This window comes from Achromobacter sp. NCFB-sbj8-Ac1-l (assembly GCF_052695805.1).
In genome coordinates, this window is record NZ_CP199812.1 from 4,154,265 (window position 1) to 4,176,984 (window position 22,720).

The 22,720-nt window shown below is 69.0% G+C and carries 24 protein-coding genes; 15 read left to right on the forward strand and 9 right to left on the reverse strand.

Annotated elements, in window-relative coordinates:
* Window positions 1–242 precede the first annotated feature (242 nt).
* Both ACUDP5_RS19065 and hpaR read left to right on the forward strand, forming a co-directional pair.
* Window positions 243–896: a hypothetical protein gene (locus ACUDP5_RS19065; RefSeq protein ID WP_263911012.1), complete on the forward strand. Its 654-nt coding sequence runs from the start codon at window positions 243–245 to the stop codon at window positions 894–896.
* A 104-nt stretch (window positions 897–1,000) separates the two neighbouring features.
* Window positions 1,001–1,450: a homoprotocatechuate degradation operon regulator HpaR gene (gene hpaR / locus ACUDP5_RS19070; RefSeq protein ID WP_263911013.1), complete on the forward strand. Its 450-nt coding sequence runs from the start codon at window positions 1,001–1,003 to the stop codon at window positions 1,448–1,450.
* A gap of 77 nt (window positions 1,451–1,527) precedes the next feature.
* Here the strand turns inward: hpaR and hpaD are convergent, their stop codons facing one another.
* Both hpaD and hpaE read right to left on the reverse strand, forming a co-directional pair.
* Entirely contained in the window at window positions 1,528–2,379 is an 852-nt protein-coding gene (gene hpaD, locus ACUDP5_RS19075) for a 3,4-dihydroxyphenylacetate 2,3-dioxygenase (protein ID WP_263911014.1), read from the reverse strand.
* Between the two features lie 28 nt (window positions 2,380–2,407).
* Window positions 2,408–3,874, reverse strand: a complete 1,467-nt coding sequence (gene hpaE, locus ACUDP5_RS19080) for a 5-carboxymethyl-2-hydroxymuconate semialdehyde dehydrogenase (RefSeq protein WP_263911017.1) — start codon at window positions 3,872–3,874, stop codon at window positions 2,408–2,410.
* A gap of 201 nt (window positions 3,875–4,075) precedes the next feature.
* On the opposite strand from hpaE, the gene ACUDP5_RS19085 reads away from it, so the two are divergent.
* From ACUDP5_RS19085 to hpaI, 4 genes are read left to right on the forward strand one after another with little or no spacing between them, the layout of a single operon-like run.
* Window positions 4,076–5,107 carry a fumarylacetoacetate hydrolase family protein gene (locus tag ACUDP5_RS19085; RefSeq protein WP_445656894.1) on the forward strand — a complete coding sequence of 344 codons (1,032 nt, stop codon included), beginning with the start codon at window positions 4,076–4,078 and terminating at the stop codon, window positions 5,105–5,107.
* Between the two features lie 18 nt (window positions 5,108–5,125).
* On the forward strand, window positions 5,126–5,875 hold the full coding sequence (locus ACUDP5_RS19090; RefSeq protein WP_263911020.1) for a fumarylacetoacetate hydrolase family protein: 750 nt from the start codon (window positions 5,126–5,128) through the stop codon (window positions 5,873–5,875).
* A gap of 25 nt (window positions 5,876–5,900) precedes the next feature.
* Window positions 5,901–6,704 carry a 2-oxo-hept-4-ene-1,7-dioate hydratase gene (gene hpaH, locus ACUDP5_RS19095; RefSeq protein ID WP_263911021.1) on the forward strand — a complete coding sequence of 268 codons (804 nt, stop codon included), beginning with the start codon at window positions 5,901–5,903 and terminating at the stop codon, window positions 6,702–6,704.
* Window positions 6,705–6,718: 14 nt separating this feature from the next.
* Window positions 6,719–7,519 carry a 4-hydroxy-2-oxoheptanedioate aldolase gene (hpaI, locus tag ACUDP5_RS19100; RefSeq protein ID WP_263911023.1) on the forward strand — a complete coding sequence of 267 codons (801 nt, stop codon included), beginning with the start codon at window positions 6,719–6,721 and terminating at the stop codon, window positions 7,517–7,519.
* A 163-nt stretch (window positions 7,520–7,682) separates the two neighbouring features.
* Here the strand turns inward: hpaI and ACUDP5_RS19105 are convergent, their stop codons facing one another.
* Window positions 7,683–8,402 carry an SDR family oxidoreductase gene (locus ACUDP5_RS19105; RefSeq protein WP_006396065.1) on the reverse strand — a complete coding sequence of 240 codons (720 nt, stop codon included), beginning with the start codon at window positions 8,400–8,402 and terminating at the stop codon, window positions 7,683–7,685.
* 194 nt (window positions 8,403–8,596) lie between these two features.
* Complete coding sequence (alr, locus tag ACUDP5_RS19110; RefSeq protein WP_445656895.1) at window positions 8,597–9,724, reverse strand: alanine racemase; 1,128 nt, start codon at window positions 9,722–9,724, stop codon at window positions 8,597–8,599.
* A 125-nt stretch (window positions 9,725–9,849) separates the two neighbouring features.
* Between alr and hpnC the strand changes: the two genes are divergently transcribed.
* From hpnC to hpnE, 3 genes are read left to right on the forward strand one after another with little or no spacing between them, the layout of a single operon-like run.
* Window positions 9,850–10,680, forward strand: coding sequence for a squalene synthase HpnC (hpnC, locus tag ACUDP5_RS19115; RefSeq protein ID WP_445656896.1), 831 nt, complete (start codon window positions 9,850–9,852; stop codon window positions 10,678–10,680).
* A 19-nt stretch (window positions 10,681–10,699) separates the two neighbouring features.
* Complete coding sequence (gene hpnD, locus ACUDP5_RS19120) at window positions 10,700–11,563, forward strand: presqualene diphosphate synthase HpnD (protein ID WP_263911028.1); 864 nt, start codon at window positions 10,700–10,702, stop codon at window positions 11,561–11,563.
* Complete coding sequence (hpnE, locus tag ACUDP5_RS19125; protein ID WP_445656897.1) at window positions 11,560–12,885, forward strand: hydroxysqualene dehydroxylase HpnE; 1,326 nt, start codon at window positions 11,560–11,562, stop codon at window positions 12,883–12,885. Before hpnD ends, hpnE begins: the two co-directional genes overlap by 4 nt.
* A gap of 76 nt (window positions 12,886–12,961) precedes the next feature.
* Here the strand turns inward: hpnE and ACUDP5_RS19130 are convergent, their stop codons facing one another.
* Window positions 12,962–13,354 carry a CrcB family protein gene (locus ACUDP5_RS19130; RefSeq protein WP_263911031.1) on the reverse strand — a complete coding sequence of 131 codons (393 nt, stop codon included), beginning with the start codon at window positions 13,352–13,354 and terminating at the stop codon, window positions 12,962–12,964.
* A gap of 4 nt (window positions 13,355–13,358) precedes the next feature.
* A complete protein-coding gene (locus ACUDP5_RS19135; RefSeq protein ID WP_445656898.1) occupies window positions 13,359–13,913 on the reverse strand; it encodes an HdeD family acid-resistance protein in 555 nt (184 codons plus the stop codon).
* Window positions 13,914–14,070: 157 nt separating this feature from the next.
* On the opposite strand from ACUDP5_RS19135, the gene ACUDP5_RS19140 reads away from it, so the two are divergent.
* Genes ACUDP5_RS19140 through ACUDP5_RS19160 form a run of 5 tightly spaced genes read left to right on the forward strand, consistent with a single transcriptional unit; the run spans window position 14,071 to window position 18,532 of the window.
* Window positions 14,071–14,697 carry a PepSY-associated TM helix domain-containing protein gene (locus ACUDP5_RS19140; RefSeq protein WP_445656899.1) on the forward strand — a complete coding sequence of 209 codons (627 nt, stop codon included), beginning with the start codon at window positions 14,071–14,073 and terminating at the stop codon, window positions 14,695–14,697.
* 27 nt (window positions 14,698–14,724) lie between these two features.
* Complete coding sequence (locus tag ACUDP5_RS19145; protein ID WP_445656900.1) at window positions 14,725–15,240, forward strand: DUF2271 domain-containing protein; 516 nt, start codon at window positions 14,725–14,727, stop codon at window positions 15,238–15,240.
* A 32-nt stretch (window positions 15,241–15,272) separates the two neighbouring features.
* Window positions 15,273–16,073, forward strand: a complete 801-nt coding sequence (locus ACUDP5_RS19150; protein ID WP_445656901.1) for a DUF4198 domain-containing protein — start codon at window positions 15,273–15,275, stop codon at window positions 16,071–16,073.
* A gap of 14 nt (window positions 16,074–16,087) precedes the next feature.
* Window positions 16,088–17,104 carry an FAD:protein FMN transferase gene (locus ACUDP5_RS19155; protein WP_445656902.1) on the forward strand — a complete coding sequence of 339 codons (1,017 nt, stop codon included), beginning with the start codon at window positions 16,088–16,090 and terminating at the stop codon, window positions 17,102–17,104.
* Window positions 17,105–17,107: 3 nt separating this feature from the next.
* Window positions 17,108–18,532: a sulfite reductase subunit alpha gene (locus tag ACUDP5_RS19160; RefSeq protein ID WP_445656903.1), complete on the forward strand. Its 1,425-nt coding sequence runs from the start codon at window positions 17,108–17,110 to the stop codon at window positions 18,530–18,532.
* 96 nt (window positions 18,533–18,628) lie between these two features.
* Here ACUDP5_RS19160 and ACUDP5_RS19165 read toward each other — a convergent pair whose 3' ends face one another.
* Together ACUDP5_RS19165 and ACUDP5_RS19170 are read right to left on the reverse strand one after the other, a co-directional pair.
* A complete protein-coding gene (locus ACUDP5_RS19165; RefSeq protein ID WP_263911040.1) occupies window positions 18,629–19,588 on the reverse strand; it encodes a tripartite tricarboxylate transporter substrate binding protein BugE in 960 nt (319 codons plus the stop codon).
* A gap of 34 nt (window positions 19,589–19,622) precedes the next feature.
* Window positions 19,623–21,086 carry an N-acyl-D-glutamate deacylase gene (locus ACUDP5_RS19170; protein ID WP_445656904.1) on the reverse strand — a complete coding sequence of 488 codons (1,464 nt, stop codon included), beginning with the start codon at window positions 21,084–21,086 and terminating at the stop codon, window positions 19,623–19,625.
* 169 nt (window positions 21,087–21,255) lie between these two features.
* Between ACUDP5_RS19170 and ACUDP5_RS19175 the strand changes: the two genes are divergently transcribed.
* Window positions 21,256–22,224, forward strand: a complete 969-nt coding sequence (locus ACUDP5_RS19175; RefSeq protein ID WP_263911042.1) for a LysR family transcriptional regulator — start codon at window positions 21,256–21,258, stop codon at window positions 22,222–22,224.
* A gap of 48 nt (window positions 22,225–22,272) precedes the next feature.
* On the opposite strand, the gene ACUDP5_RS19180 is transcribed toward ACUDP5_RS19175, so the two are convergent.
* Window positions 22,273–22,716: an SRPBCC family protein gene (locus ACUDP5_RS19180; protein WP_445656905.1), complete on the reverse strand. Its 444-nt coding sequence runs from the start codon at window positions 22,714–22,716 to the stop codon at window positions 22,273–22,275.
* Window positions 22,717–22,720 lie beyond the last annotated feature (4 nt).

Here is a 22,720-nt window from a genome sequence, read left to right on the forward strand (position 1 = left end):
ACGTTTTGCCCCGCGCTGGTGCACGCACCTTTCAGATTCCTTGCACAATCGGGGACACCGTGAAGTTACAGCCTGCAAATACACGAAATTCACTGGCAGATTTCTTCAAATCGCGCATAATCAACATCTAAACCGGAACACGACCCGAGCCTGGACGAGATCGCCGGACCACCGGCGCGGCACTAGCAGAGGTCAAACGCGAATACGCCCTGCCACCAGGCGTAAGCGCGAGGAGTACGCGCATGAGCATCACCTATCGCCCCCCCTTCGACGAAGACGACGACCTGGATTTGCGCGCCCTGTATCGCAAACCCAGGGCAGGCGGCAGCCCCGAATTGGAAGCGGCCGTGCGCCGCACCTGGCATCCCGGCCGCAGCTGGCATCCCGGCTGGGCGGCGGCCTCGTGCCTGGCGATCGTGGCCGGCGTGTTCGCCTGGACCGACATGCGCGAAAGCGCCGAGATGGCCGACATGAACGCCCAGCTGGCCGTGCCCCACGAAGTCGGCACTGCGGCCGAGCGCGCGCCCGCCCCTCGTCCGATGATGGCTGCGGACACCCCTGCCCCCCAGCCCGCGCCCGCGCCGGCCCAGCGTGCCGCGCAGGCGCCGGCAGACGCGCAGGCCCAACCGGCCGTGCAGATCGCCGCCCCCGCGCCGCAAGCCGCCGAGGCCACCGAGCAAGCCGCCGCCGAGCAACCGGCCGAGGCCGCCACCGCCGAGGTCGTCGCCTTCAGTGAACAGGACATCGAAGCCCGTGTGGCGCATATCCGCAGCCTGATGCAGGACGACCAGCAGGACGAGGCCGTCGCCGCCCTGCGCGAGCTGCAACAAGGCGCCCCCGACCTGACGCTGCCCGACGACCTGCACGAGCTGGCGCAGCAGAACCCCGCTTCCTGACCCCGTTTTTTCCCGCGTTCCGTTTCCCCCAGGCCCGCATTCGTTGCGGGCCTGGACGTTGATACCCTCAAGAAATCGAACGGCTTCTTGCTAACATGGCCGCCATGAGTCCGAGCTTCCACCACCGCAACCTTCCCCATCTGCTGCTTTTTGCGCGCGAAACCCTCATGGCGCATTTCCGGCCGATATTGCACGCCGCGGGCGTGACCGAACAGCAATGGCGGGTGCTGCGCACCCTGAGCGAAGTGGGTTCCATGGAACCCAACCAGATTGCCCGCAGTTGCCAGATCCTGAGCCCCAGCCTGACCCGCATGCTGGCCGGCATGGAAGAACAGGGCCTGATCAAGCGCGTGCGTTCCAACGCCGACCAGCGGCGCCAGGAGATTTCGCTGACCGCCAAGAGCAACAAGCTGATCGACCGGATGCGGCCGCAAGTGGATGCGAAGTACCAGGAAATCGAGGCCCGCATCGGCAAGGAACTGCTCGACCGCCTGTACGCCGACGTCGACGCAATGGTCGAGCTGATCAAGCGTGAGCCCGCGACCGCGGAGTAGCCCCCCGCACGGCCCGGCGCCCGCCCGGCGCATCCGTTGAATCGCCCCGGCGGGGCCGGCGCCCGCCCGGCCCGGGATCAGTCCGGCACGGGCAGGATCGCATTGATCTGCCCGGTGCCCGAACTCGTGAAGTAGTCCGTCACGATCTCGGCCGGGCGGTCGTAGGCATCCCAGCCCAGCAAACCCAGCAGCATGGCGGTGTCGTGCATGCCGCCCTCGCCCACGCACAGCTCGGCGTATTCGGGCAGCATGGCGCAGAAGGTCTTCCAGTCGCCCTGGCGCCACAGCTCCACCACCCGCAGGTCGACCTGGCGGTAGAACTCGCGGCTGATCTGGTGCATGGCGGCTTCGGGGCTGTTGTTGTCGTTGAAGCGATGCGACAACGACCCGCTGGCCAGCACCGCCACCCGGCTGTCGCCCTGCTCGATGGCCTGGCGCAGCGCCGCGCCGAAGCGGCGGCTGTCGTCCAGCGCGTGCCAGGCGCACCAGGCCGCGACCGACACGACCTTGAAGCGGTCGTCGCCATTCATGTAGCGCATCGGCACCAGCGTGCCGTATTCCAGTTCCAGGCTGGCTATTTCGTGGGCGCGCGTGGCCACGCCGGCCGCGCTGGCGCAGTCGGCGATGCGCCGCCCCAGCGCCGGATCGCCCCGGTAGGCGTAGTCCATGTCCTTGATGAAGTGCGGCAGCTCGTTGCTGGTGTAGCAGCCCGAGAAGCGTTCGTTGCAATTGACGTGATAGCCGGCGTTGACCAGCCAGTGCACGTCCAGCACGACCAGCGTATCCACGTCCAGGTCGCGGCAACGTTGGCCAATGCTGCGATGCCCCTGGATGGCGGCCTCGCGGCAGCCGTGATGCCGGCCGGGCATTTCGGATAAGTACATGGACGGCACATGCGTTACCTTGGCCGCCAGCGCGAGCTTGCCCATGGTGTTGTCTCCGGATGCTGAGGGGGGCTCAGGCGCCCCATTTGGGGATGTGGTGGCTGCCCATCGAGACGCAGACGTTCTTGATCTCGGCGAACACCTCGTAGCTGTATTCGCCGCCCTCGCGGCCCGTGCCCGATTCCTTGGTGCCGCCGAACGGCTGGCGCAGGTCGCGCACGTTCTGGCTGTTGATGAACACCATGCCGGCCTCGATGCCGCGCGCCAGGCGGTGGGCGCGGCCGATGTCGCTCGTCCAGATGTACGACGCCAGGCCGTACTTGACGTCGTTGGCCAGCGCCAGGCCGTGGGCCTCGTCCTTGAACGGGATCAGGCAGGCGACCGGGCCGAAGATCTCTTCCTGGGCGCAGCGCATGCGGTTGTCGACGTCGGCCAGCACCGTGGGGCGCACGAAATTGCCGCCCGCCAGGCGCGCGGGCAGGCCCTGCGGGGCGTCGGCGCCGCCGGCCAGGATGCGGGCGCCCTCTTGTTCGGCCAGGCGGATGTAGCCGGTGACCTTTTCCCAGTGCGGGCGCGTGATCATCGCGCCCACGTGCGTGGCCTCGTCGGTGGGGTCGCCCACCACCAGGCGCTGGGCGCGTTCGGCGAAGCGGCGCACGAAGTCGGCGTAGATGGATTCCTGCACGAAGATGCGCGAACCGGCGGTGCAGCGTTCACCGTTGAGCGAGAAGATGGTGAACAAGGCCGCGTCCAGCGCGCGCTCGACATCGGCGTCGTCGAACACCAGCACGGGCGACTTGCCGCCCAGTTCCATCGAGAACTTCTTGATGCCGCCGGCGCTGGTCAGGATCTTCTTGCCGGTGACGGTGCCGCCGGTGAACGAAATGGCGCGCACGCCGGGATGGCGCACCAGCGCGTCGCCGGCGGTCGCGCCATCGCCTTGCACCACGTTCAGCACACCGGGCGGAATGCCGGCTTCCAGCGCCAGCAGGCCCAGTTGGTCGGCGGTCAGCGGCGACAGTTCCGACATCTTCAGCACCGCGGTATTGCCCAGCGCCAGGCAGGGCGCGGTCTTCCAGGTGGCGGTCATGAAGGGCACGTTCCAGGGCGACACCAGCGCGCACACGCCCACCGGCTGGTAGAGCGTGTAGTTCAGCATCTGGTCGTCCACCGGATAGGTGTGGCCATTCATGCGCGTGCAGACTTCGGCAAAGAAGGTGAAGTTCTCGGACGCGCGCGGGATGAGCTGCTTGCGGGTCTGCGAGATCGGCAGGCCGGTGTCGCGGGTTTCCAGCTCGGCCAGGTGCGGCACGTTGCGGTCGATCAGTTCGCCCAGCCGGCGCATCAACCGCGCGCGTTCCTTGGCGGGCGTGCCGGCCCACTTGGGAAAGGCGTCGGCGGCGGCCGCGACGGCGGCGTCGATTTCCGCCTGGCCGCCCGCGGCGACTTCGTCGATGGCCTCGCCTGTGGCGGGGTCGTAGGTGATGAAGCGGTCGGCGCTGTCGACCTGCTTGCCGTTGATCCAGTGCTTGATGCTCACGCGTGTCTCCTTGTCGGCCGTTGAGGGCCGGATCTTCGGCCTGCCGAATATTTAGTTAACTCGTTAACTTTATGCCCGGGAAATTGCCGCTGTCAACGGCGGAAAACCCCTTGCGGCCCGCATTGCCGCCCACGGGCTTTTTCACTATGATAATTAACATGCTAACAATATCTGCCGGAGGGGGCTTGTCCCACGCCTGCCATGCCACACATCTGGATTGAGTATTCCGCCAATCTCGACCTGGACACCCGTGCGCTGATGCGCGTGGTGCAGGACGCGGCCGTGGGCGACGGCAGCCTGTACCCGCTGGCCGGCGCCCGCACCCGCGCCGTGCGGGTGGATGACTACCTGATCGTGGACGGCCACCCCGACAACGCGTTCGTGCACGTGCTGCTGCGCATCGGCCACGGCCGCAGCGCCGCGCAGCAGGCGGCGCTGGGCGAACGCGTGTTCCAGGCGCTGGACCGCGCCCTGGCCGCGGAAATGGCGCGCCGGCCGCTGGGCATTTCGCTGCAGGTCGAAGAGGCCGACCCGGTGCTGAACTACAAGCGCAACAACTATCGCGAGTACCTGGCCGATCGCGCGGCGGCGGCCCGCGCCGCCCTGCCGCGCACGGTGGTCGGCGTAGCGCTGAACAGCCGCCAGGCCCTGGCCGCGCTGGGCGAGGCCGTCCACGCGCCGCCCTACAAGGCGCCGCCGCAGGCGCCGGTGCTGTACATCAAGCCCGCCAACACCTATGCCGCCGACGGCGACGTGATCATGCTGCCGCCGGATGTGCCCGAGATATCGATCGGCGCCTGCCTGGGCATCGTCTTTGGCCGCCGCGCCACCCGCGTGCGCGAAGCCGACGCCCTGGATTACGTGGCCGGATACCGCGTGGTGGCCGACCTGTCGGCGCCGCACGCCAGCTACTTCCGGCCCGCCCTCAAGCAGCAGTGCCGCGACGGCTTCTGCCCCATGGGCCGCGATCTTGCGCCCGCAGCGGCGGTGACGGACCCGGACGCGCTGGAAATCGAAGTGCGCGTCGACGGCGAAGTGGTACAGCGCGCGACGACGGCCGATCGGGTTCGGCCGGTCGCGCGGTTGATTGCCGACGTCACCGCGTTCATGCGTTTCGAACCCGGCGACATCCTGCTCACCGGCATCCCCGCCGAGCCGCCGCGCGCCCGCGCCGGGCAGCGCTACGACATCCGCATCGCCCAGGTGGGCACCCTGGGCAACGCCCTGGCCTGACGCATCCCGGAACCCGCCATGAAACACGCACGCATCGTCTTTGAAGGCGCCATCCACGCCGCCACCGAAGCCGGCCCCGGCCAGGTGCGCCTGGCCGACGGCCGCTGCCTGGCGGAAGACGCCGTCACCTGGCTGCCGCCCGTCGAACCGCGCACCACCTTCACGCTGGCCATCAACTACGCCGACCACGCGCGGGAACTGGCGTTCAAGGCGCCGGACGAACCGCTGGGTTTCCTGAAGGCGGCCAACACATTCGTCGGCCACCGCGCGCAGACGCTGCGCCCGGCCGACGTGGCCTTCATGCACTACGAGTGCGAACTGGCGGTCGTGATAGGCAAGACCGCCCGCAACGTCGCACGCGGCCAGGCCTACGACTACGTGGCGGGCTATACCGTGGCCAACGACTACGCGCTGCGCGACTACCTGGAAAACTGGTACCGCCCGAACCTGCGCGTGAAAAGCCGCGACACCTGCACGCCGCTGGGGCCCTGGCTGGTGGACCGCGACGACGTGCCCGACCCGATGAACCTGGACCTGCGCACCACCGTCAACGGCCTCGAAACCCAGCGCGGCAATACCCGCGACATGGTGTTCGACATTCCCGCCCTGATCGAATACTTCAGCAGTTTCATGACGCTATCGCCCGGGGACCTGATCCTGACGGGCACGCCCGACGGCATCGTCAACGTCAACCCCGGCGACGAAGTCGTGACCGAGATCGACGGCATCGGCCGGCTCGTGAACACGCTGGCCCCCTACCCCGCCTGACACTCCTTTTATCCGGACCTTCGCCATGCTCGACTCCCCCACCGTACACGCCATCGCCGCCCGCCTGCACGAGGCTGAACGCACCCGCCAGCAGATCCGCCAGATCTCGCTGGAGCACCCCGACATCACCATCGCCGATGCCTACGCCATCCAGCGCGCCTGGATGGACATCAAGCTGGGCGAAGGCCGCATCAAGCGCGGCCACAAGATCGGCCTGACCTCGCGCGCCATGCAGCAGGCCTCGCAGATCGACGAGCCCGATTTCGGCATGCTGCTGGACGATATGTTCTTTGCCGACGGCAGCGACATTCCCGCAGGCCGCTTCATCCTGCCGCGCCTGGAAGTGGAACTGGCCTTCGTGCTGGGCAAGCCGCTGCGCGGGCCCGACGTGACCTTGTTCCAGGTGTACGACGCGGTGGACTACGTGATTCCGGCGCTGGAGATCATCGATGCGCGCTCGCACAGCATCGACCCCGACAGCAAGCGGCCGCGCAAGGTGTTCGACACCATCGCCGACAATGCCGCCAACGCGGGCGTGGTGATGGGCGGACGGCCCGTGAAGATGAACGAGCTGGACCTGCGCTGGGTCGGCGCGATCCTGTCGCGCAACGCGGTGATCGAGGAAACCGGCGTGGCCGCCGGCGTCTTGAATCACCCCGCCAATGGCGTAGTATGGCTGGCTAACAAGCTGGCCGCCCACGACGTGGCGCTGGAAGCAGGCGAGATCATCCTGTCGGGGTCGTTCACCCGCCCGGTGCTGGCCCGCCCCGGCGATACCTTCAATGTCGATTACGGCGTGCTGGGTTCCGTCAACTGCCACTTCATCTGATCCCCACGCAGCCCATGGATATCCTGACCAACCACTTCAAGCGCGCCCTGCGCGCCGGCAAACCCCAGATCGGCCTGTGGGCCGGGCTGGCCAGCGCCTATACGTCTGAAATCTGTGCCGGCGCCGGCTTCGACTGGCTGCTGATCGACGGCGAACACGCCCCCAACACGCTGCAGACCACGCTGGCCCAACTGCAATCGGTGGCCGCCTATCCGGTGGCGCCGGTGGTGCGGCCGGCCTGGAACGACCCGGTGCAGATCAAGCAGATCCTGGACACCGGCGCGCAGACCCTGCTGGTGCCCATGGTGCAGTCGGCCGAAGAAGCCGCGGCCGCCGTGGCCGCGGTGCGCTACCCGCCGGCCGGCATCCGCGGCGTAGGCAGCGCGCTGGCCCGGTCGTCGCGCTGGAACCGCATTCCCGATTATCTCGAACGCGCCAACGACGAAATGTGCGTGCTGGTACAGATCGAGACGCCGCGCGGCATCGACGCGCTGGACGAGATCCTGGCGGTGGATGGGGTCGACGGCGCCTTCATCGGCCCGGCCGACCTGTCGGCCAGCATGGGCTACCTGGGCAAGCCCGAGCACCCCGAAGTCACCCAGGTCATCGACGCGGCCATCGCCCGCATCGTCAAGTCGGGCAAGGCCGCCGGCATCCTGCATAGCGGCGTGCCGCAGGCGCGCCATTACCTGTCGCTGGGCGCGACCTTCGTGGCGGTGGGGGTGGATGCCGTGCTGCTCGCGCGCGCCGCGGAAAAGCTGGCGGGCGAATTCAAGAACGTGAAGACGGTGGACGCGGCCAACGGGCCGTATTGAAGCCTTGGGGGACGATGGCGCCCCGGCCTTGACGCGCGCCCCGAGATTACCCAGCTTCGGCCGCCACGCCCCGGTCATCACACCCCAACGAAAACCGGCCCGCTTGCAGCGGGCCGGTCTGTCTTGCAGGGTGCAGATACGATCCGCGCCCGCTAGCGTCAGGTCAGGAGCGGCCGCCCAGGCTGCCGCCGCCATCCACGCCCAGCACCTGGCCGGTGATGAAGCCGGCGTCGTCCGACAGCAGGAAGGCGATGGCGGCGGCCACTTCGGCCGGCGTGCCCAGGCGCTTCATGGGTACCGAGGCCAAGGCGCGTTTTTCGCCTTCGCTGCCCGCCGGGCGGGTGGCGCGGAACATTTCGGTTTCGATCGGGCCCGGGGCCACCGCGTTGGCGGTGACGCCGTATTCGGCCAGTTCGAGCGCCCAGGTACGGGTGCAGCCCACCAGCGCGCTCTTGGCGGCCGAATAGGCGGTGCGTTCGAGGCCGCCATGGATGGCACGGCTACAGACGTTGACAATGCGGCCGGCGCGGCGCACTTTCATCGATTCGATGAAGGCCTGCGTGACCTGCACGGCCACGCGCACGTTCAGGTCCAGCACGTTGTACAGGGTGGCCAGGTCGATTTCGCCCAGCGGCTGGGGCGAGGCGATGCCGACGTTGTTGACGACGGCGTCGACGGGGAATTTCTCGCGGATTTCGCGCAGCACCTCTTCGGTGCGGCCGGCATCGGCGAGGTCACAGGCATAGAGGTAGCCGGGGAAGTCCACATCGCCGGTATTGCGCGCGATGCCGACCACATGACAACCCATGTCGGACAGCCGCTGAGTAAGCGCCCAGCCTATGCCTTTGGTGGCGCCCGTAATGAGCACGCATTTGTCCTTCATGGATCGAAACCTCGTTGATTGTTTACTGGGTCGAAAACGGGCGCCTGGGCGCCCGGTTTTTTCAAGTAGACACCATCCGGCGGTGGCTGTCTTGTAAATTGCGTAGCAATTCTTGCACGCTGGACACCATCCCGCCCTGGGGAAAGGCCCCCCATCCGAGGGTGACCGGAAGGGGGACATCCCCCCCGAATGGCTCAGGCGTCGCGGGTGACCGGCACGCGAGGCGCCAGGGCGCAGAGCAGCTCGTAGCCGATGGTGCCCGCGGCCAGGGCGACTTCGTCCACCGAGGGGCCGTCTTCGCCCCACAGCGACACCGGGGTGCCGACGCCTGCGGCGGGAATGGGGTCCAGATCGACGATCAGCATGTCCATCGACACCCGGCCCACAAGGCGGGTACGGATGCCGGCCACGGCCACCGGGGTGCCGGTGGCGGCGTGGCGGGGGTAGCCGTCGGCGTAGCCGCAGGCCACGATGCCGACCCGCATGGCGCGGTCGGCCCGGAACAGCGCGCCGTAGCCGACCGAGTCGCCGGCCTTCAGTTCCTGCACGGCAATGATTTCCGAGCGCAGCGACATGGCGGGCTTCAGGCCGAACGAGGCCGCGTCGGCATCGGCGAACGGCGACGCGCCGTACAGGCAGATGCCGGGGCGGACCCAGTGGGCCTGGTTTTCCGAGGCCACGGCGATGTCGGCGAAACGCAGGGTGGCCGCCGAATTGCAGACGCTGACCGGTCCGGGCAACTTATGCGTCACCGAATTGAAGACCGCCATTTGCTCGCTGACGCCCTGGGGGCCGTCGGCGCAGGCGAAGTGGGTCATTTTGCCGATCGAGCCGACCGTGCCCTGCTGCTGCAGCAACTGGGCGCGTTCGTGCGCGGCCAGGTAGGCGGCCGGCGAAAAGCCCAGCCGGTTCATGCCGCTGTTGAGCTTGAGCATGATGTCGACCCGGCGCGACAGCCGCGCCCGCGCCAGCATGTCGAGCTGTTCGCGCTGGTGCACGGTGGTGCTCAGGTGGTAGCGGTCGACGAGGTCGAGGTCGGACGGGTTGAAGAAACCTTCGAGCAGCAGGATCGGGCCGCCCCAGCCGGCTTCGCGGCAGCGCACGGCTTCGTCCAGGTCGAGCATGGCCAGGCCCTGCGCCTTGGAGAAGCCGGCGACGGCCTGCTCGATGCCGTGGCCGTAGGCATTGGCCTTGATGACCGCCCAGATCGAGGGCGGCAGGCCCGAAGCGGCGGCGGCGGTCTGGTCGAGGTGGCGGCGCACGGCGGCCAGGTTGTGCGCCAGGGCAGAGACGGAAACGGTGGCAGAGACTGGGCGGGGCATGGTATGAGATCCTGTGGCGCTTAAGTCTAACTGATCGGCGTGGCGCCAGCAGCAGGATCGCGCCGCCCGGCGTACTCTAAAATGACTCGGATCCGGCCCGCCCTGGCCAGACCGCAGGACCCCATATGCCCATCGATCACTACGAGAATTTCCCCGTTGCCTCGCTGCTGCTGCCGCGACGGCTGCGCGGCGCCGTGACCGATCTGTACCGGTTTGCCCGCGCCGCCGACGACATTGCCGACGAAGGCAGCGCCGACGACGCCGAACGCCTGGCCCAGCTGGCGGCGTTTCGCGCCGAACTGCACCGCATCGGCGCCGAACCCGGCACCGTGCCCGCCCCCGGCGCGCCCGAATTGGCCAGCATCTTCGTGCCGCTGGCGGCCACCATTGCCCGGCACCAGTTGCCCATCACCCCTTTCTACGACCTCTTGTCCGCCTTCGAGCAGGACATCAGCGTCAAGCGCTACGACGATTACGCCACCCTGGCCGACTACTGCACCCGCTCGGCCAATCCGGTGGGCCGCCTGATGCTGCATCTGTTCGGCGCGGCCGAGCCGCAGAACGTCGAACAGTCGGACGCCATCTGCACCGGCTTGCAGCAAGTGAACTTCTGGCAGGATGTGCGGGTCGATTGGCACAAGCACCGCGTCTATATTCCGCAGGAAGACCTGCGCCGCTTCGGCGTGTCCGAAGAAGACCTCGCCGCGGCCCGCCTGACGCCCGCCTGGCGCGAGCTGATGGCGTTCGAGATCGAGCGCACGCGCGCGCTGCTACACTTCGGCGCTCCGCTGGCGCGCCGCCTGCCGGGCCGCATCGGCCTGGAACTGCGCCTGGTGGTGCAAGGCGGCCTGCGCGTGCTGGAGCGTATCGAGGCAGGCGGCTACGATGTATTCATGAATCGCCCCGAATTGGGCGCCAAAGACTGGGCCATCATGTTGTGGCGCTCTATCAAGTAAGTAACCGGCCCTGCCAACTATGACCCCTGACGAGTACTGCCAGGAGAAAGCCGCCAAAAGCGGTTCCAGCTTCTACTATTCCTTCCTGTTCCTGCCGCCCGAACGGCGCCGCGCCATCACGGCGCTGTATGCGTATTGCCGCGAAGTCGACGACGTGGTGGACGAATGCACCGATCCGTCGCTGGCGCGCATCAAGCTGGCCTGGTGGCGCACGCAGGTCGACCAGATGTTCGACGGCAAGCCCGACCATCCCGTGACCCGCGCGCTGCAGCCGCACCTGCAAAGCTGTTCGATCACCCGCGAACGCCTGCTGGCCATCGTCGACGGCATGGAAATGGACCTGGACCAGACCCGCTACCTGGACTGGCCCGGCCTGCGCAAGTACTGCTGGCATGCGGCCGGCGTGGTGGGCGAGCTGTCGGCCGGCGTGTTCGGCTATACCGATCCGGCCACGCTGGTCTATGCCGAAAAGCTGGGCCTGGCGTTCCAGATGACCAACATCATCCGCGACGTGGGCGACGACGCCCGCCGCGGTCGCATCTACATTCCGGTCAACGACATGCAGCAGTTCGAGGTCAAGGCCTCGGACATCCTGAATGGCGAGTATTCCGAGCGCTTCTCGGCCCTGATGAAGTTCCAGGCCGACCGCGCCCGCGAGCTGTACCGCGACGCCATGCGCAGCCTGCCCGAGACCGACCGGCGCGCACAGCGCCCCGGCCTGATGATGGCGGCGATCTACCACGCGCTGCTCGACGAGATCGAACGCGACAACTGGCAGGTGCTGCATCAGCGCATTTCGCTGACGCCCCTGCGCAAGCTCTGGCTGGCCTGGAAGACCTGGGTGGGCGGCGGACGTGGACTGGTCCGCCGGTTGGCACGATGAAGGCCGCAGTCATCGGCGCCGGCTGGGCCGGGCTGGCCGCCAGCGTCGCCCTGCGCGAGGCCGGCGCCAAGGTCACGGTCTTTGAGGCCGGCCACACGCCCGGCGGGCGCGCCCGGCGCGTCTTTCACGACGCTTTCGACTCCCCCCTGGACAATGGCCAGCACCTGCTGTCGGGCGCCTACAAGCACACGCTGGCGCTGATGCGCCGGGTGGGCCGCAACCCCGATGCGCTGCTGATGCGCCGGCCCCTGCGGCTGGCCAGCCTGGACGGCCGCTTCCGGCTGTCGGCCCCGCGCCTGCCGGCCCCCCTGCACATGGCCGTGGCGATCCTGCGCGCCCGCGGCCTGTCGTGGGGCGATCGCCTGGCCACGCTGCGGCTGATGCGCGGCCTGCGCGCGATGTCCTGGACGCCCCCGCGCGACTGGACCGTGCAGCAACTGCTGCACTATCACGCGCAGTCCGACGCGCTGATCCGCCAGGTCTGGGAACCCCTTTGCCTGGCCGCCCTGAACACGCCGCTGGCCACCGCCAGCGCCGTGCTGTTTGCCCGCGTGCTGCGCGACAGCCTGGCCGGGCGCCGCGAAGACAGCGACCTGCTGCTGCCCTGCACCGACCTGTCGGCGCTGTGGCCCGACGCCGCCGCGCGCCTGGTCACCATGCGCTACGGCAGCACGGTGCGCCAGTTGCACCCGTCGGCGGACGGCATCGACATCAACCAGGAACGCTTTGATGCGGCCGTGCTGGCCGTGCCGCCGACCTTTGCCGCGCGCCTGCTCGACGCGCCGCTGCGGGCGGCCGGCGCGACCGGCTTGCTGGATGCGCTGCGCGCCTTCGACTACCTGCCGATCGCCACGCTCAACTTGCGGCTGGCCGAGCCCTGGCGCCTGCCTGAACCCATGATGATGCTGCGCGAGGAACGCGCGCGCGGCCACGTCGGCCAATGGCTGTTCGATCGCGCCCAATTGGCGGGCGACGCGCAGGTGGGCGAACTGGCGGTGGTGGCCAGCGCCGCCACCACGCTGACCGATCGCAACCGCCAGCAGGCCATCGAAGCGCTGATCGACCAGGTGGCCGAGCAGGCCGCGGGCCACCCGCAACGGCTGCCGCCGATGCCGGAAGTGTCGTCCGCGGAACTGTTCATCGAAAAGCGCGCCACCTTCGCCGCGGTGCCGGGCCTGCATCGGCCGCTGAACACCACGCCGTGGCCCACGCTGGCCCTGGCTGGCGACTGGACCGACACCGGCTACCCCGGCGTGCTGGAAGGCGCGGTGCGCAGCGGCCTGGAAGCGGCGCGGGTGCTCAATCCGCGCGCGGGCGACTGAGCTTGTCCGCCCCGGGCCGTCGCCGCGTGCGGCGGCGCCCGCCGCGCCGGCCTGCGTCGGGCCCGACGCGGCGACGTCAACGCAGCAGATTGACCGTGGCCAGCCCCAGGCCCGTCAACAGCAAGGATCCCAACAGGCTGAAGCCGGCATAGCCGAGCGCGCCGGCATAGGCGCCACGCTCCAGCATGGCAACGGTTTCGGCCGAGAAAGTCGAAAACGTGGTCAGGCCGCCCATGAATCCGGTGATGGCGCCCAGCCGCACCCAGGCCGGCCATTCCGGGTGGCCGGCCACCAGTGCCAGCGCCACCCCCACCAGATACCCCCCCGCCAGATTGACCGCCAGCGTGCCCCAGGGCCAGGACGCGGTGTTGAGCCACAGGCTGGCCAGCCAGCGGGCCCATGCGCCGAGCATGGCCCCCACGCCGACGGCCAGGAAATTCAGGGGGATCAGGGTCTGGTAGACGGACATGGGCTCAAGGGGCGCGGTGCTGCTTCAGGCGCAGGGAAAAGACCAGCAGCAGTATGCCAAAGAACACCGCATAGATGCCGATGACCCATACCAGCGCCAGCGCGCCCGCCCCCGGTTGCGCGATCAGCATGGCGCCGAACAGGATCGAAACCAGCCCCGACAGGCCCAGGAACCACTCGTTGTGGATGTTCTTGCGAAAGCGGATCGCGGCAATGACCTGGAACACCCCCGCCACCAGCGCCCATATCGCGATGATGTAAAGCAGCACCAGCGCGGTCAGGCCAGGCCACAGGAAGGTCACGATGCCGGCCGCCACGCCCAGCAGGCCGACGATGATCAGCGCCCACAACGGCTTGCCCTGGTCGCGGATGCGGATGCCCGCGACCAGCGCCAGCACCCCATCGACCAGCGCGAATGCGCCCCACACCAGCACCAGCGCCGACAGGGTGATGGCGGGCATGAACAGGGCCATCAGGCCGAACAGGATGGCGATCCCCCCGCGCAGCGCGACCCAACCCCAATGACGACCGATCTGATCAACCACTTGCTGTTCCAGCATGACGACCTCCGGTGGTGGTAACGGGTGCCCTATCTTATCGCCGCGCGGGGAAATGGGTCCGAAATCGATTGAAATCGCTTCGCACGTTAATAAAGTGTTTTATAAGAGTAATTCTCATTTGAATGCTAGAATCCGGCCCTTGAATTTTGCCCACCTCATGGACAGTCACGCATCCCCCCGGCGCCGGGCCTACTGGCTCAAGACGCTGCACCAATGGCATTGGATCAGCTCGGCGCTCTGCCTGCTGGGCATGCTGCTGTTCGCCATCACCGGCCTGACGCTGAACAACGCCTCGCACATCGAATCGAAGGCGGTCGTGACCAGCCGCGAAGCCCGTCTGCCCGACGCCCTGCTGGCGCAGTTGACCCTTCCGGCCAATCAGAAGAAAGCCCCCCTGCCCGCCCCCGTCACCCAATGGCTGGACGCGGAACTGGACGCCGGGGCGGCAGGCAAGCCCGCGGAATGGTCGGCCGGCGAAGTCTACGTATCGCTGCCGCGCGCTGGCGGCGATGCCTGGCTGTCGATCGACCGGGCCAGCGGCGATGTCGAATACGAACGCACCGACCGCGGCTGGATCGCCTACCTGAACGACCTGCACAAGGGCCGCAACACGGGGCTGGCCTGGAGCTGGTTCCTGGACATTTTCGCCATTGCCTGTCTGGTCTTTTCGCTGACCGGGCTGGTGCTGCTCAAGATGCACGCGGGCAATCGCGGCGCGACCTGGCCCATGGTCGGGCTGGGCGTCGTGATCCCGCTGGTGCTGGCGCTGCTCTTCATTCACTGATTCATCCGATCCGCCCTGGAGATTTCCATGCGCAAGTTGTTGCTGTCGGCCCTGTTGGCCGGCCTGATCGCCCGAACGGCCTACGCCGCCGACATCGGCCTGTCCATCGAAGTGCCGCGCCTGGACGTGGCCGAATACCACCGCCCGTACGTGGCCATCTGGATCGAAAACGCCGACCAGAGCGTGGCGGCCGACCTGGCCGTCTGGTACGACGTGGCCAAGAAGAACAACGAAGGCACCGAATGGCTCAAGGACATGCGCCAGTGGTGGCGCCGCAGCGGCCGCAACCAGACCTTTCCCGTGGACGGCGTAAGCGGCGCGACCAAGCCCGCCGGCAAGCACGCCCTGCGCTTTGACGCGGCGTCCAGGCCGCTGGCCGGCCTGAAGCCGGGCCAGTACGCCGTGGTGGTCGAGGCCGCGCGCGAAGTCGGCGGCCGCGAGCTGCTGCGCATTCCCTTCCAGTGGCCGCCGCAAAAGGCCGAGCAACTGACGGCCCGCGGCGAACACGAACTGGGCGCCATCGCCCTGGACCTGAAACCTTGATCCGCCCCCATCCCTGCACAAGGAACGCAACCATGAAATCCGCCGCCAAACTGGCCGCCGCCCTGGCGCTGAGCCTGCCCTTCGCCGCCCAGGCCCATGACGTCTGGATGGTGCCGTCGTCGACCGTGCTGTCGGGCACCGACAGCTGGATCACCGTGGATGCCGCGGTGGGCAACGACAAGTTCTACTTCAACCACGCGCCGCTGCGCCTGGACGGCCTGGCCGTGGTGGCCCCGGACGGCTCGGCCGCCGAAGCCGAGAACCTGAATCGCGGCAAGCTGCGCAGCACCTTCGACCTGCAACTCAAGCAGGCCGGCACCTACCGCATCGCAGTGGTGAACGACGGCGTATTCGCCCGCTGGAAAGAAGACGGCAAGCCCAAGCGCTACTTCGGCAAGCCGGAAGGCCTGGCCCAGGCCGTGCCGGCCAACGCCGCCGACCTGGAAGTGACGCAAAGCCTGGGCCGCGTCGAAACCTTCGTCACCGCCGGCAAGCCCTCGGCCATCAAGCCGGTGGGCCGCGGCCTGGAACTGGCGCCCGCCACCCACCCCAACGACCTGTTCACCGGCGAATCGGCCAACTTCCAGCTGCTGCTGGACGGCAAGCCCGCCGCCGACCTGGACGTGACCATCGTGCCGGGCGGCAGCCGCTACCGCGACAAGGTCGGCGAGATCGCCCTGAAGACCGACAAGGACGGCAAGTTCTCGGTCAAGTGGCCGCAGCCGGGCCTGTACTGGATCGAAGCCGGCACCGAAGACGCCAAGGTCAGCGTGCCGCAGGCCAAGAAGCGCCGCCTGTCGTACGCCGGCACCGTCGAAGTGCTGCAGCCCTGATCCCGGGCGCGTCGATGTCGTCCGTTCCGTCCTATGCGCCGCGTGGCGCAGCCGCCCTGCAGGTTCGCGTCGACCTGGGCGTGCTGCCCAGGCGCGCGGCCGCACTGGCGGGCGCGACCATGGGCACCACCTGGTCGGCGCGGCTGGCGCTGCCCGCCGGCGCGACGGACGCGGCCGCGCGGCAGGCCATCCAGGCCGCGCTGGACGAGGTCGTGGCCCAGATGAGCACCTGGGAAGCGGACGCCGACATCAGCCGGTACAACCGCGCCGGCCCCGGCTGGCGCGAACTGCCCGCCGGGTTCTTCCATGTGCTGCGCCATGCGCTGGCGCTGGCCGAGGACTGCGGCGGCGCCTATGACCCGACGGTGGGGCCGCTGGTCAACGCCTGGGGCTTCGGGCCGTGGCAGCGGGCCTTCGAGCCGCCCTCGCCCGCGGCCATAGACGCGGCCCGCCAGCGCTGCGGCTGGCAACGGGTGCTGCTGGATCCGGCGCGCCAGGCCGCCTGGCAACCGGGCGGCGTCTACCTGGACCTGTCATCGATTGCCAAGGGCTATGGCGTGGACCGCGCCGCCCAGGCGCTGGATGCGCTGGGCGTCACCGACTACCTGGTGGAAGTGGGCGGCGAACTGCGCGCCCGCGGCAAGCGCCCCGACGGCGCGCCGTGGCGCGTGGCGGTGGAAGTGCCGGACGGCAGCGACAACCATGCCCTGGCGTTGCCGCTGCACGACCTGAGCATCGCCACGTCGGGCGACTACCGCCGCCATGCCGGCGACGGCGATGCCCGCTATGCCCACACGATCGATCCGCGCAGCGGCCAGCCGGTGCGCAATGGCGTGGCGTCGGTCACCGTGCTGCACGCCGGCTGCATGCAGGCCGACGCGCTGGCCACGGCGCTGACGGTGCTGGGCGAACGCGAGGGCCTGGCCTATGCCGAACGCCTCGGCCTGGCCGCCCTGTTCATCCTGCGCGAGGCCGGCGGCTATCGCATCAGCGCCACCGCCACCTTCCAGGCGCTGGCCGTACAGCACTGATCCATGACGCTACGCTGGATGACCGCCGTGTGCGTGGTGCTGGCCTGGCTGCTGCTGTGCGGCTGGGCCTGGCGCCGCGGGCAACGGCAGGCCCAGGCCGCGGCCACGCGGCACGGGCTGGATGCGCCGGCCCACCCCGACACCCTGCTCATCGCCTATGCCAGCCAGACCGGCTACGCCGAGGCGCTGGCGGGCCAGACCGCCGACGCCTTGCGCAGCGGCGGCCTGGCCGTACAGGTCGTGCCGCTGGGACAGTTGGATCTCGCCCGGTTGGCAAGCTACCGCCGCATCCTGTTCATTGCCAGCACCTACGGCGAAGGCGATCCGCCGGACGCGGCGGCCGGGTTCGCGGAACACGCCATGCACGGCGCGCACGACCACCTGACGCGCCCTGACGCGGCGGCAGTCCCTGAGCCTGTGCTGCCGCCCGCCGCCGCGCTGGCCGGCGTGCAATACGCCGTGCTGGCGCTGGGCGACAGCGACTACGCGCACTTCTGCGGCTTCGGTCATCGGCTGGATGATTGGCTGCACGACCAGGGCGCCACGCCGCTGTTCGACCTCGTCGAGGTCGACGATGGCGACCCGGCCGCGCTGCGGCACTGGCAGCATCACCTGGGTCTCCTGGCCGGCCGCAGCGACCTGCCCGATTGGCAGGCCCCGGCCTATCAATCGTGGCGCCTGGCGCACCGCGAGTGTCTCAACCCCGGCAGCCAGGGCGGCCCCTGCTATCTGCTGACGCTGACGCCGCCCGACGGCGAAGCGCCCGTCTGGCAGGCCGGCGACATCGCTGAAATCGGCCCGCGCCAGGAACGCGGCGGGCCGCTGCTGCCGCACCGTGAATACTCGATTGCGTCATTGCCTGCCGAGGGCGCGCTGCAATTGCTGGTGCGCCAGATGCGCGCCGCCGATGGCGGGCTGGGCCTGGGCAGCGGCTGGCTGACCCATATCGCGCAGCCGGACGACGAGATCGCCCTGCGGGTACGCAGCAATCGCAATTTCCATGCGCCGGACGATGATCGGCCGCTGATCCTGATCGGCAACGGCACGGGCCTGGCGGGCCTGCGGGCGCTGATCAAGGCGCGCCGCGCCGCGGGGCACACGCGCAACTGGCTGCTGTTCGGCGAACGCAATGCGGCGCACGACGCCTTTTGCAAAGCCGAGATCGACGCCTGGCGCCAGGACGGCACGCTGGCCCGCGTGGACGCGGTGTATTCGCGCGACCAGGCCGAACGCCGTTATGTGCAGCACGGCCTGCAGGACGAGGCACGGCAAGTGGCGGCGTGGGTGGACGATGGCGCCGCCATCTATGTCTGCGGCAGCCTGCAAGGCATGGCTGGCGGCGTGGATGCGGCCTTGCGCCAGATCCTGGGCGAGGACCGGGTGCAGGCGATGCTGCACGATGGCCGCTACCGGCGCGACGTGTATTGAATCGGGGGCATGGCGCCCCGGCATCAGGCGCCTTGCATCCCGCGCCGGCAACGCCGCCCGGGCCGTTCACGCCAAGGCAACGCCGCCCCGCTTCCTTTATTGCAGCTTGATCTGCGCCTTGTCGATCACCGCTTTCCAGCGGTCGCGCTCGGTGCGGATCTGCTCGGCGAATTGCGCCGGCGTGTTGCCCAGCGGGAACGCGCCGGTCTCTTCCATCTTGGCCGCCGTGGCGGGGTCGCGCACGGCCTGGGCAAAGGCCTGTGCCAGCTTGTCGCGCACCGCGTCGGGCAGGCCGGCCGGGCCCACCACGCCGTACCAGGCCGTGACGTCGTAGTCCTTGTAGCCCTGCTCGGCAAAGGTGGGCACGTCCGGCAGGCGCGGATTGCGGGCCGGGCCCGTGATGGCCAGCGCGCGCAGGTGCTGGCTCTTGATGTACGGCAGCGACGACGGGAAGTTGTCGAAGATGACCGGCACCACGCCGCCCACCGTGTCGGTCAGCGCAGGCGCCGAGCCGCGATACGAAATGCTGTTCATCTTGCCGCCGGTGATCTGCAGGAACCAGATCATGCCCAGGTCATTGATGCCGCCCGCGCCGGCATTGGCGTAGCCGTCCTTGGACGGGTTGGCGCGCACGTGCGTGACGAATTCGGCCAGCGTCTTGGCCGGGTACTGCGGATTGACGCTGAGGATATTGGGGCTGGTGACCAGGTTGCTGACCGGGGTGAAATCCTTGACCGGGTCATACGACAGGTTGGGAAACAGGTGCGGCGCGGTGCCGTGGGTGCTGACGGTGGCCAGGCCCACGGTGTAGCCGTCCGGCTTGGCGCGCGCGGTGGCGGCCATGCCGATGGTGCCCGATGCCCCGGTGCGGTTTTCCACCACGATCTGCTGGCCCAGGATTTCGCCCGCCTTGGCCGCGGCCAGGCGGCCGACGATGTCGGTGGGCCCGCCGGCCGGGAATGGCACGATCAGGGTGATGGGCCGGTCGGGAAATTCAGCGTGGGCGGCCGGCAATACGGCGGCCAGCGCCAGGGCGACGCAAGTCTTGCGGATCATGAGGCTTGTCTCCTGTGAGGATGGGTTCTGCTTGTTATTGCGGAAAATCGGGATCGGTCGCTACGGCTTCGCGGCGCAGTATCCGGCCGGGGCGCTGGGCACCGGCCAGGGCCGGAAACACCGGGCAGCCATTGACCAGCACGTGCTCGATGCCGGCGGATGCGAGCGTGGGCGCGTCCCAGGTGGCGCGGTCCTCGACCGTGTCGGCATCGAACACCACCACGTCGGCCCAGGCGCCCACGGTCAGGCGGCCCCGGTCGGCGAGGCCGAACACGCGAGCCGGCAGCGCGGTCATCTTGGCCACCGCGGCTTCCAGCGTCAGCAGTTCGGCTTCCCGGACGAAGCGCCCCAGCACGCGCGTGAAGCTGCCCCATAGCCGCGGATGCGGGTGGGCGTCGTTGGGCAGGCCGTCGGACCCGACCATGCAGCAATCGTGCAGGAAGATGCGGCGCACTTCGGCGTCGTCCATGGCGAAATAGATGGCGCCGGCCGGGCACAGGCGGCGTGCGGCCTCGGCGCGGTCGCAGCCCCATTGCGTGGCGATCTCGCCCAGCATCCGGCCGCCGCATTCGGGATGCGGGGTCGACCAGGTGATGCGGATATCGTCGATGAGATCGGCGCGCTCCGGAATCAGGATGGTGGAACTGCCCGGGTACGGGTAGATGTCCAGGGCCACGTCCACCCCGTCGGCGCGGGCGCGGTCGATGTTGGCCAGCGTGGCGCGGCTTTTGCCCCAGTTGTCCGGCATCATGCATTTGTGGTGCGACAGCACCGTGGCGCAGCCCGTGCGCCGGCCGATCGACAGCACCTCGTCGACCGCTTCCTCGACCGCATCGCCTTCGTTGCGGATGTGGCTGGTGTGCAGCGCGCCACGCGCCGCCGCCACCTGCGCCAGCCCGTCCAGTTCGGCTTGCCCCGCAACCCCGCCCGGCTGATAGGCCAGGCCCGTACTGAAGCCGACCGCGCCGGCGTCCAGCGCCTGGGCCAGCCTCTGCTGCATGGCCTGCTGTTCCGCCTCGGTGGGCTGCGCCGCCGGGTCGCGCATGACCGCCAGGCGCAGGTTGGCGTGGCCCACCAGCGCCGCGACGTTGATCATCGGCTGCTGCACCTGCAACGCGGCCAGGTATTCGGCCATGTCGCCGAACAGCGGCGTTTCGCCCAGCAAGGCCAGCGCGGCCGCGGTGTTGCCGGGCAGCGGCGCGGGGGCGCCGCTGATGCCGCAGTTGCCCACCACCACCGACGTGATGCCCTGGCTGGTCTTCCATTCCAGGCCCGGCTTTTCGACGAACATCAGGTCGTCGTGGCCGTGGGTGTCGATGAAGCCCGGCGCCACGATCTTGCCGGCGGCATCGATGCGTCGCGCGGCGGGCGTGGCCGACAGATCGCCAATGGCGGCGATGCGCTGCGCGCGGATGCCGACGTCGGCGCGCCGGCGCGGTCCGCCCAGCCCGTCGATCACCCTGCCGCCTTCGATGACCAGATCCAGATTGTCCTGCATGCCGCTCCGCCTTGATGTGGGCCTGCCGGCCGCTTGTTGCGCCAAGGGCCGTCCTGAGAACGGACCTTGCTGAAGGCCTTTGCTGAAGGCGCTTGCTGAAGGCCCTAGTATCGTCGGCGCGATCAATCTGGAAAAATTGTTTTTATTGATCCATCTATCGTGATTTGAAATGCATCGCCTGCCCAAGCATGTCACCCTCAAGCACCTGACCGCCTTTGTGGCGGTGGCGCAGGAATCCAGTTTCACGCACGCGGCCAAGCGGCTGTTCCAGACGCAGTCGTCGGTGACCAGCCTGGTGCGGCAGCTGGAAGAGGCGCTGGGCACGCAGCTGTTCGCCCGCACCAGCCGGCGCGTGCTGCTGACGGCGGCAGGCGAGGAATTCCTGCCACGCGTGATGCGGTTGCTGGCCGACTTCGACGGCGCCATCGGCGACGTGGTGCGCTTTGGCGCGCTGGAACGCGGCCGCGTGGGCGTGGCGGCGGCGCCATCGGCCATCACCCAGATCATCGCGCCGGCGGCGGCCGCATTCGCGGCGCAATACCCCGCCATCCGGCTATATCTCAGCGACGACAACTCGGGCCGCATCCAGCGCAAGGTGGCCACGCGCGAGGTCGACTTCGGCCTGACCAGCCGCTGGGCCGATGCGCCGGGGCTGCACTTCGACGCCCTGCTCGATGATCGCTTCGGCGTGCTGTATCGGCGCGACGATGCCGACCTGCGCCCGGGCCGCGACGGCACGATGCGCTGGGCGGACCTGGCCGGCCGCAAACTGGTGGGGGTGGTGGACGAGACCGGCATCATGGCGCTGCTGCGGGCCCGCGCCGACCTGCCGATCGAGGCCGCGGCGCCGTTCTACGAAGCGTCCAGCACCACGTCGCAGGCGGCGCTGGTGAAGGCCGGCATGGGGGTGGCGGTGCTGCCCGCGCTGGCGGCGCAGCGCGTGATGGAACCGGAACTGGCCTACGCGCTGCTGGCGCGGCCGACGGTGGTGCGCACGATGTGCATCATCCGCCACAAGGAATACCCGCTGAGCCCGGCGGCCGAGGCGCTGATCCTGGGTATCCGCACGTACCTGCGGACCGCGGCGCTGCCTGCGGGGTGCAAGCTGGCCGCGGGTGCAGGGCGCAAGCGCGGCTAGCGGGGGCGCGGCGGCCGGCGGCTTGGCGGCCGCCGTGCCGTGTGCCGGTCAGCCGCGCAATGTCTCGTTCAGCGCCGCCAGCCCCGCCGCGAACACGCCCTGGCCGACGGCGGTCGCCACCGCCTGCAGGTCCGCGCCGTCTTCCACGCGAAAGTCCGCCCACCATTCCACCAGCGTCACGCCGCCCTCCGTCACGGGGCGCAACGCCACGCCGGCAAGGTAGTCGCGCATCGGCAGGTCGGTCTCGATGATGGAATAGCGCAGCGCGGTGCCGGGGTCGTCCAGCATCAGCAGTTGCTCGCGCACGAAACCGGACGGCTTGAGCGTCAGGTAGCGCACCGTTCCCACGGCGTCGTGGCGTCCATCCGCTTCCAGGTGGCTTTGGGCGATGCCCGGGTGCCAGCCGGCCAGGCCGTTGAAATCGCGAAACAGCGGCCAGACGGTGGCCAGCGGCGCCTGGATGATGGCGCTGGTGTAGACGGTATGCGGCATGCGG

Coding starts and splice junctions, on each gene's coding strand:
- hpaH (WP_263911021.1), top strand. CDS start 5,901: ATGCTCGACTCCCCCACCGTACACGCCATCGCCGCCCGCCTGCACGAG.
- ACUDP5_RS19160 (WP_445656903.1), top strand. CDS start 17,108: ATGACGCTACGCTGGATGACCGCCGTGTGCGTGGTGCTGGCCTGGCTG.
- alr (WP_445656895.1), bottom strand. CDS start 9,724: ATGCCCCGCCCAGTCTCTGCCACCGTTTCCGTCTCTGCCCTGGCGCAC.
- ACUDP5_RS19170 (WP_445656904.1), bottom strand. CDS start 21,086: ATGCAGGACAATCTGGATCTGGTCATCGAAGGCGGCAGGGTGATCGAC.
- ACUDP5_RS19165 (WP_263911040.1), bottom strand. CDS start 19,588: ATGATCCGCAAGACTTGCGTCGCCCTGGCGCTGGCCGCCGTATTGCCG.
- ACUDP5_RS19145 (WP_445656900.1), top strand. CDS start 14,725: ATGCGCAAGTTGTTGCTGTCGGCCCTGTTGGCCGGCCTGATCGCCCGA.
- hpnC (WP_445656896.1), top strand. CDS start 9,850: ATGCCCATCGATCACTACGAGAATTTCCCCGTTGCCTCGCTGCTGCTG.
- ACUDP5_RS19140 (WP_445656899.1), top strand. CDS start 14,071: ATGGACAGTCACGCATCCCCCCGGCGCCGGGCCTACTGGCTCAAGACG.
- ACUDP5_RS19175 (WP_263911042.1), top strand. CDS start 21,256: ATGCATCGCCTGCCCAAGCATGTCACCCTCAAGCACCTGACCGCCTTT.
- hpaR (WP_263911013.1), top strand. CDS start 1,001: ATGAGTCCGAGCTTCCACCACCGCAACCTTCCCCATCTGCTGCTTTTT.
- hpaD (WP_263911014.1), bottom strand. CDS start 2,379: ATGGGCAAGCTCGCGCTGGCGGCCAAGGTAACGCATGTGCCGTCCATG.
- ACUDP5_RS19180 (WP_445656905.1), bottom strand. CDS start 22,716: ATGCCGCATACCGTCTACACCAGCGCCATCATCCAGGCGCCGCTGGCC.
- ACUDP5_RS19155 (WP_445656902.1), top strand. CDS start 16,088: ATGTCGTCCGTTCCGTCCTATGCGCCGCGTGGCGCAGCCGCCCTGCAG.
- ACUDP5_RS19065 (WP_263911012.1), top strand. CDS start 243: ATGAGCATCACCTATCGCCCCCCCTTCGACGAAGACGACGACCTGGAT.
- ACUDP5_RS19130 (WP_263911031.1), bottom strand. CDS start 13,354: ATGTCCGTCTACCAGACCCTGATCCCCCTGAATTTCCTGGCCGTCGGC.
- ACUDP5_RS19105 (WP_006396065.1), bottom strand. CDS start 8,402: ATGAAGGACAAATGCGTGCTCATTACGGGCGCCACCAAAGGCATAGGC.
- ACUDP5_RS19085 (WP_445656894.1), top strand. CDS start 4,076: ATGCCACACATCTGGATTGAGTATTCCGCCAATCTCGACCTGGACACC.
- hpnD (WP_263911028.1), top strand. CDS start 10,700: ATGACCCCTGACGAGTACTGCCAGGAGAAAGCCGCCAAAAGCGGTTCC.
- ACUDP5_RS19135 (WP_445656898.1), bottom strand. CDS start 13,913: ATGCTGGAACAGCAAGTGGTTGATCAGATCGGTCGTCATTGGGGTTGG.
- hpaI (WP_263911023.1), top strand. CDS start 6,719: ATGGATATCCTGACCAACCACTTCAAGCGCGCCCTGCGCGCCGGCAAA.
- ACUDP5_RS19090 (WP_263911020.1), top strand. CDS start 5,126: ATGAAACACGCACGCATCGTCTTTGAAGGCGCCATCCACGCCGCCACC.
- hpnE (WP_445656897.1), top strand. CDS start 11,560: ATGAAGGCCGCAGTCATCGGCGCCGGCTGGGCCGGGCTGGCCGCCAGC.
- ACUDP5_RS19150 (WP_445656901.1), top strand. CDS start 15,273: ATGAAATCCGCCGCCAAACTGGCCGCCGCCCTGGCGCTGAGCCTGCCC.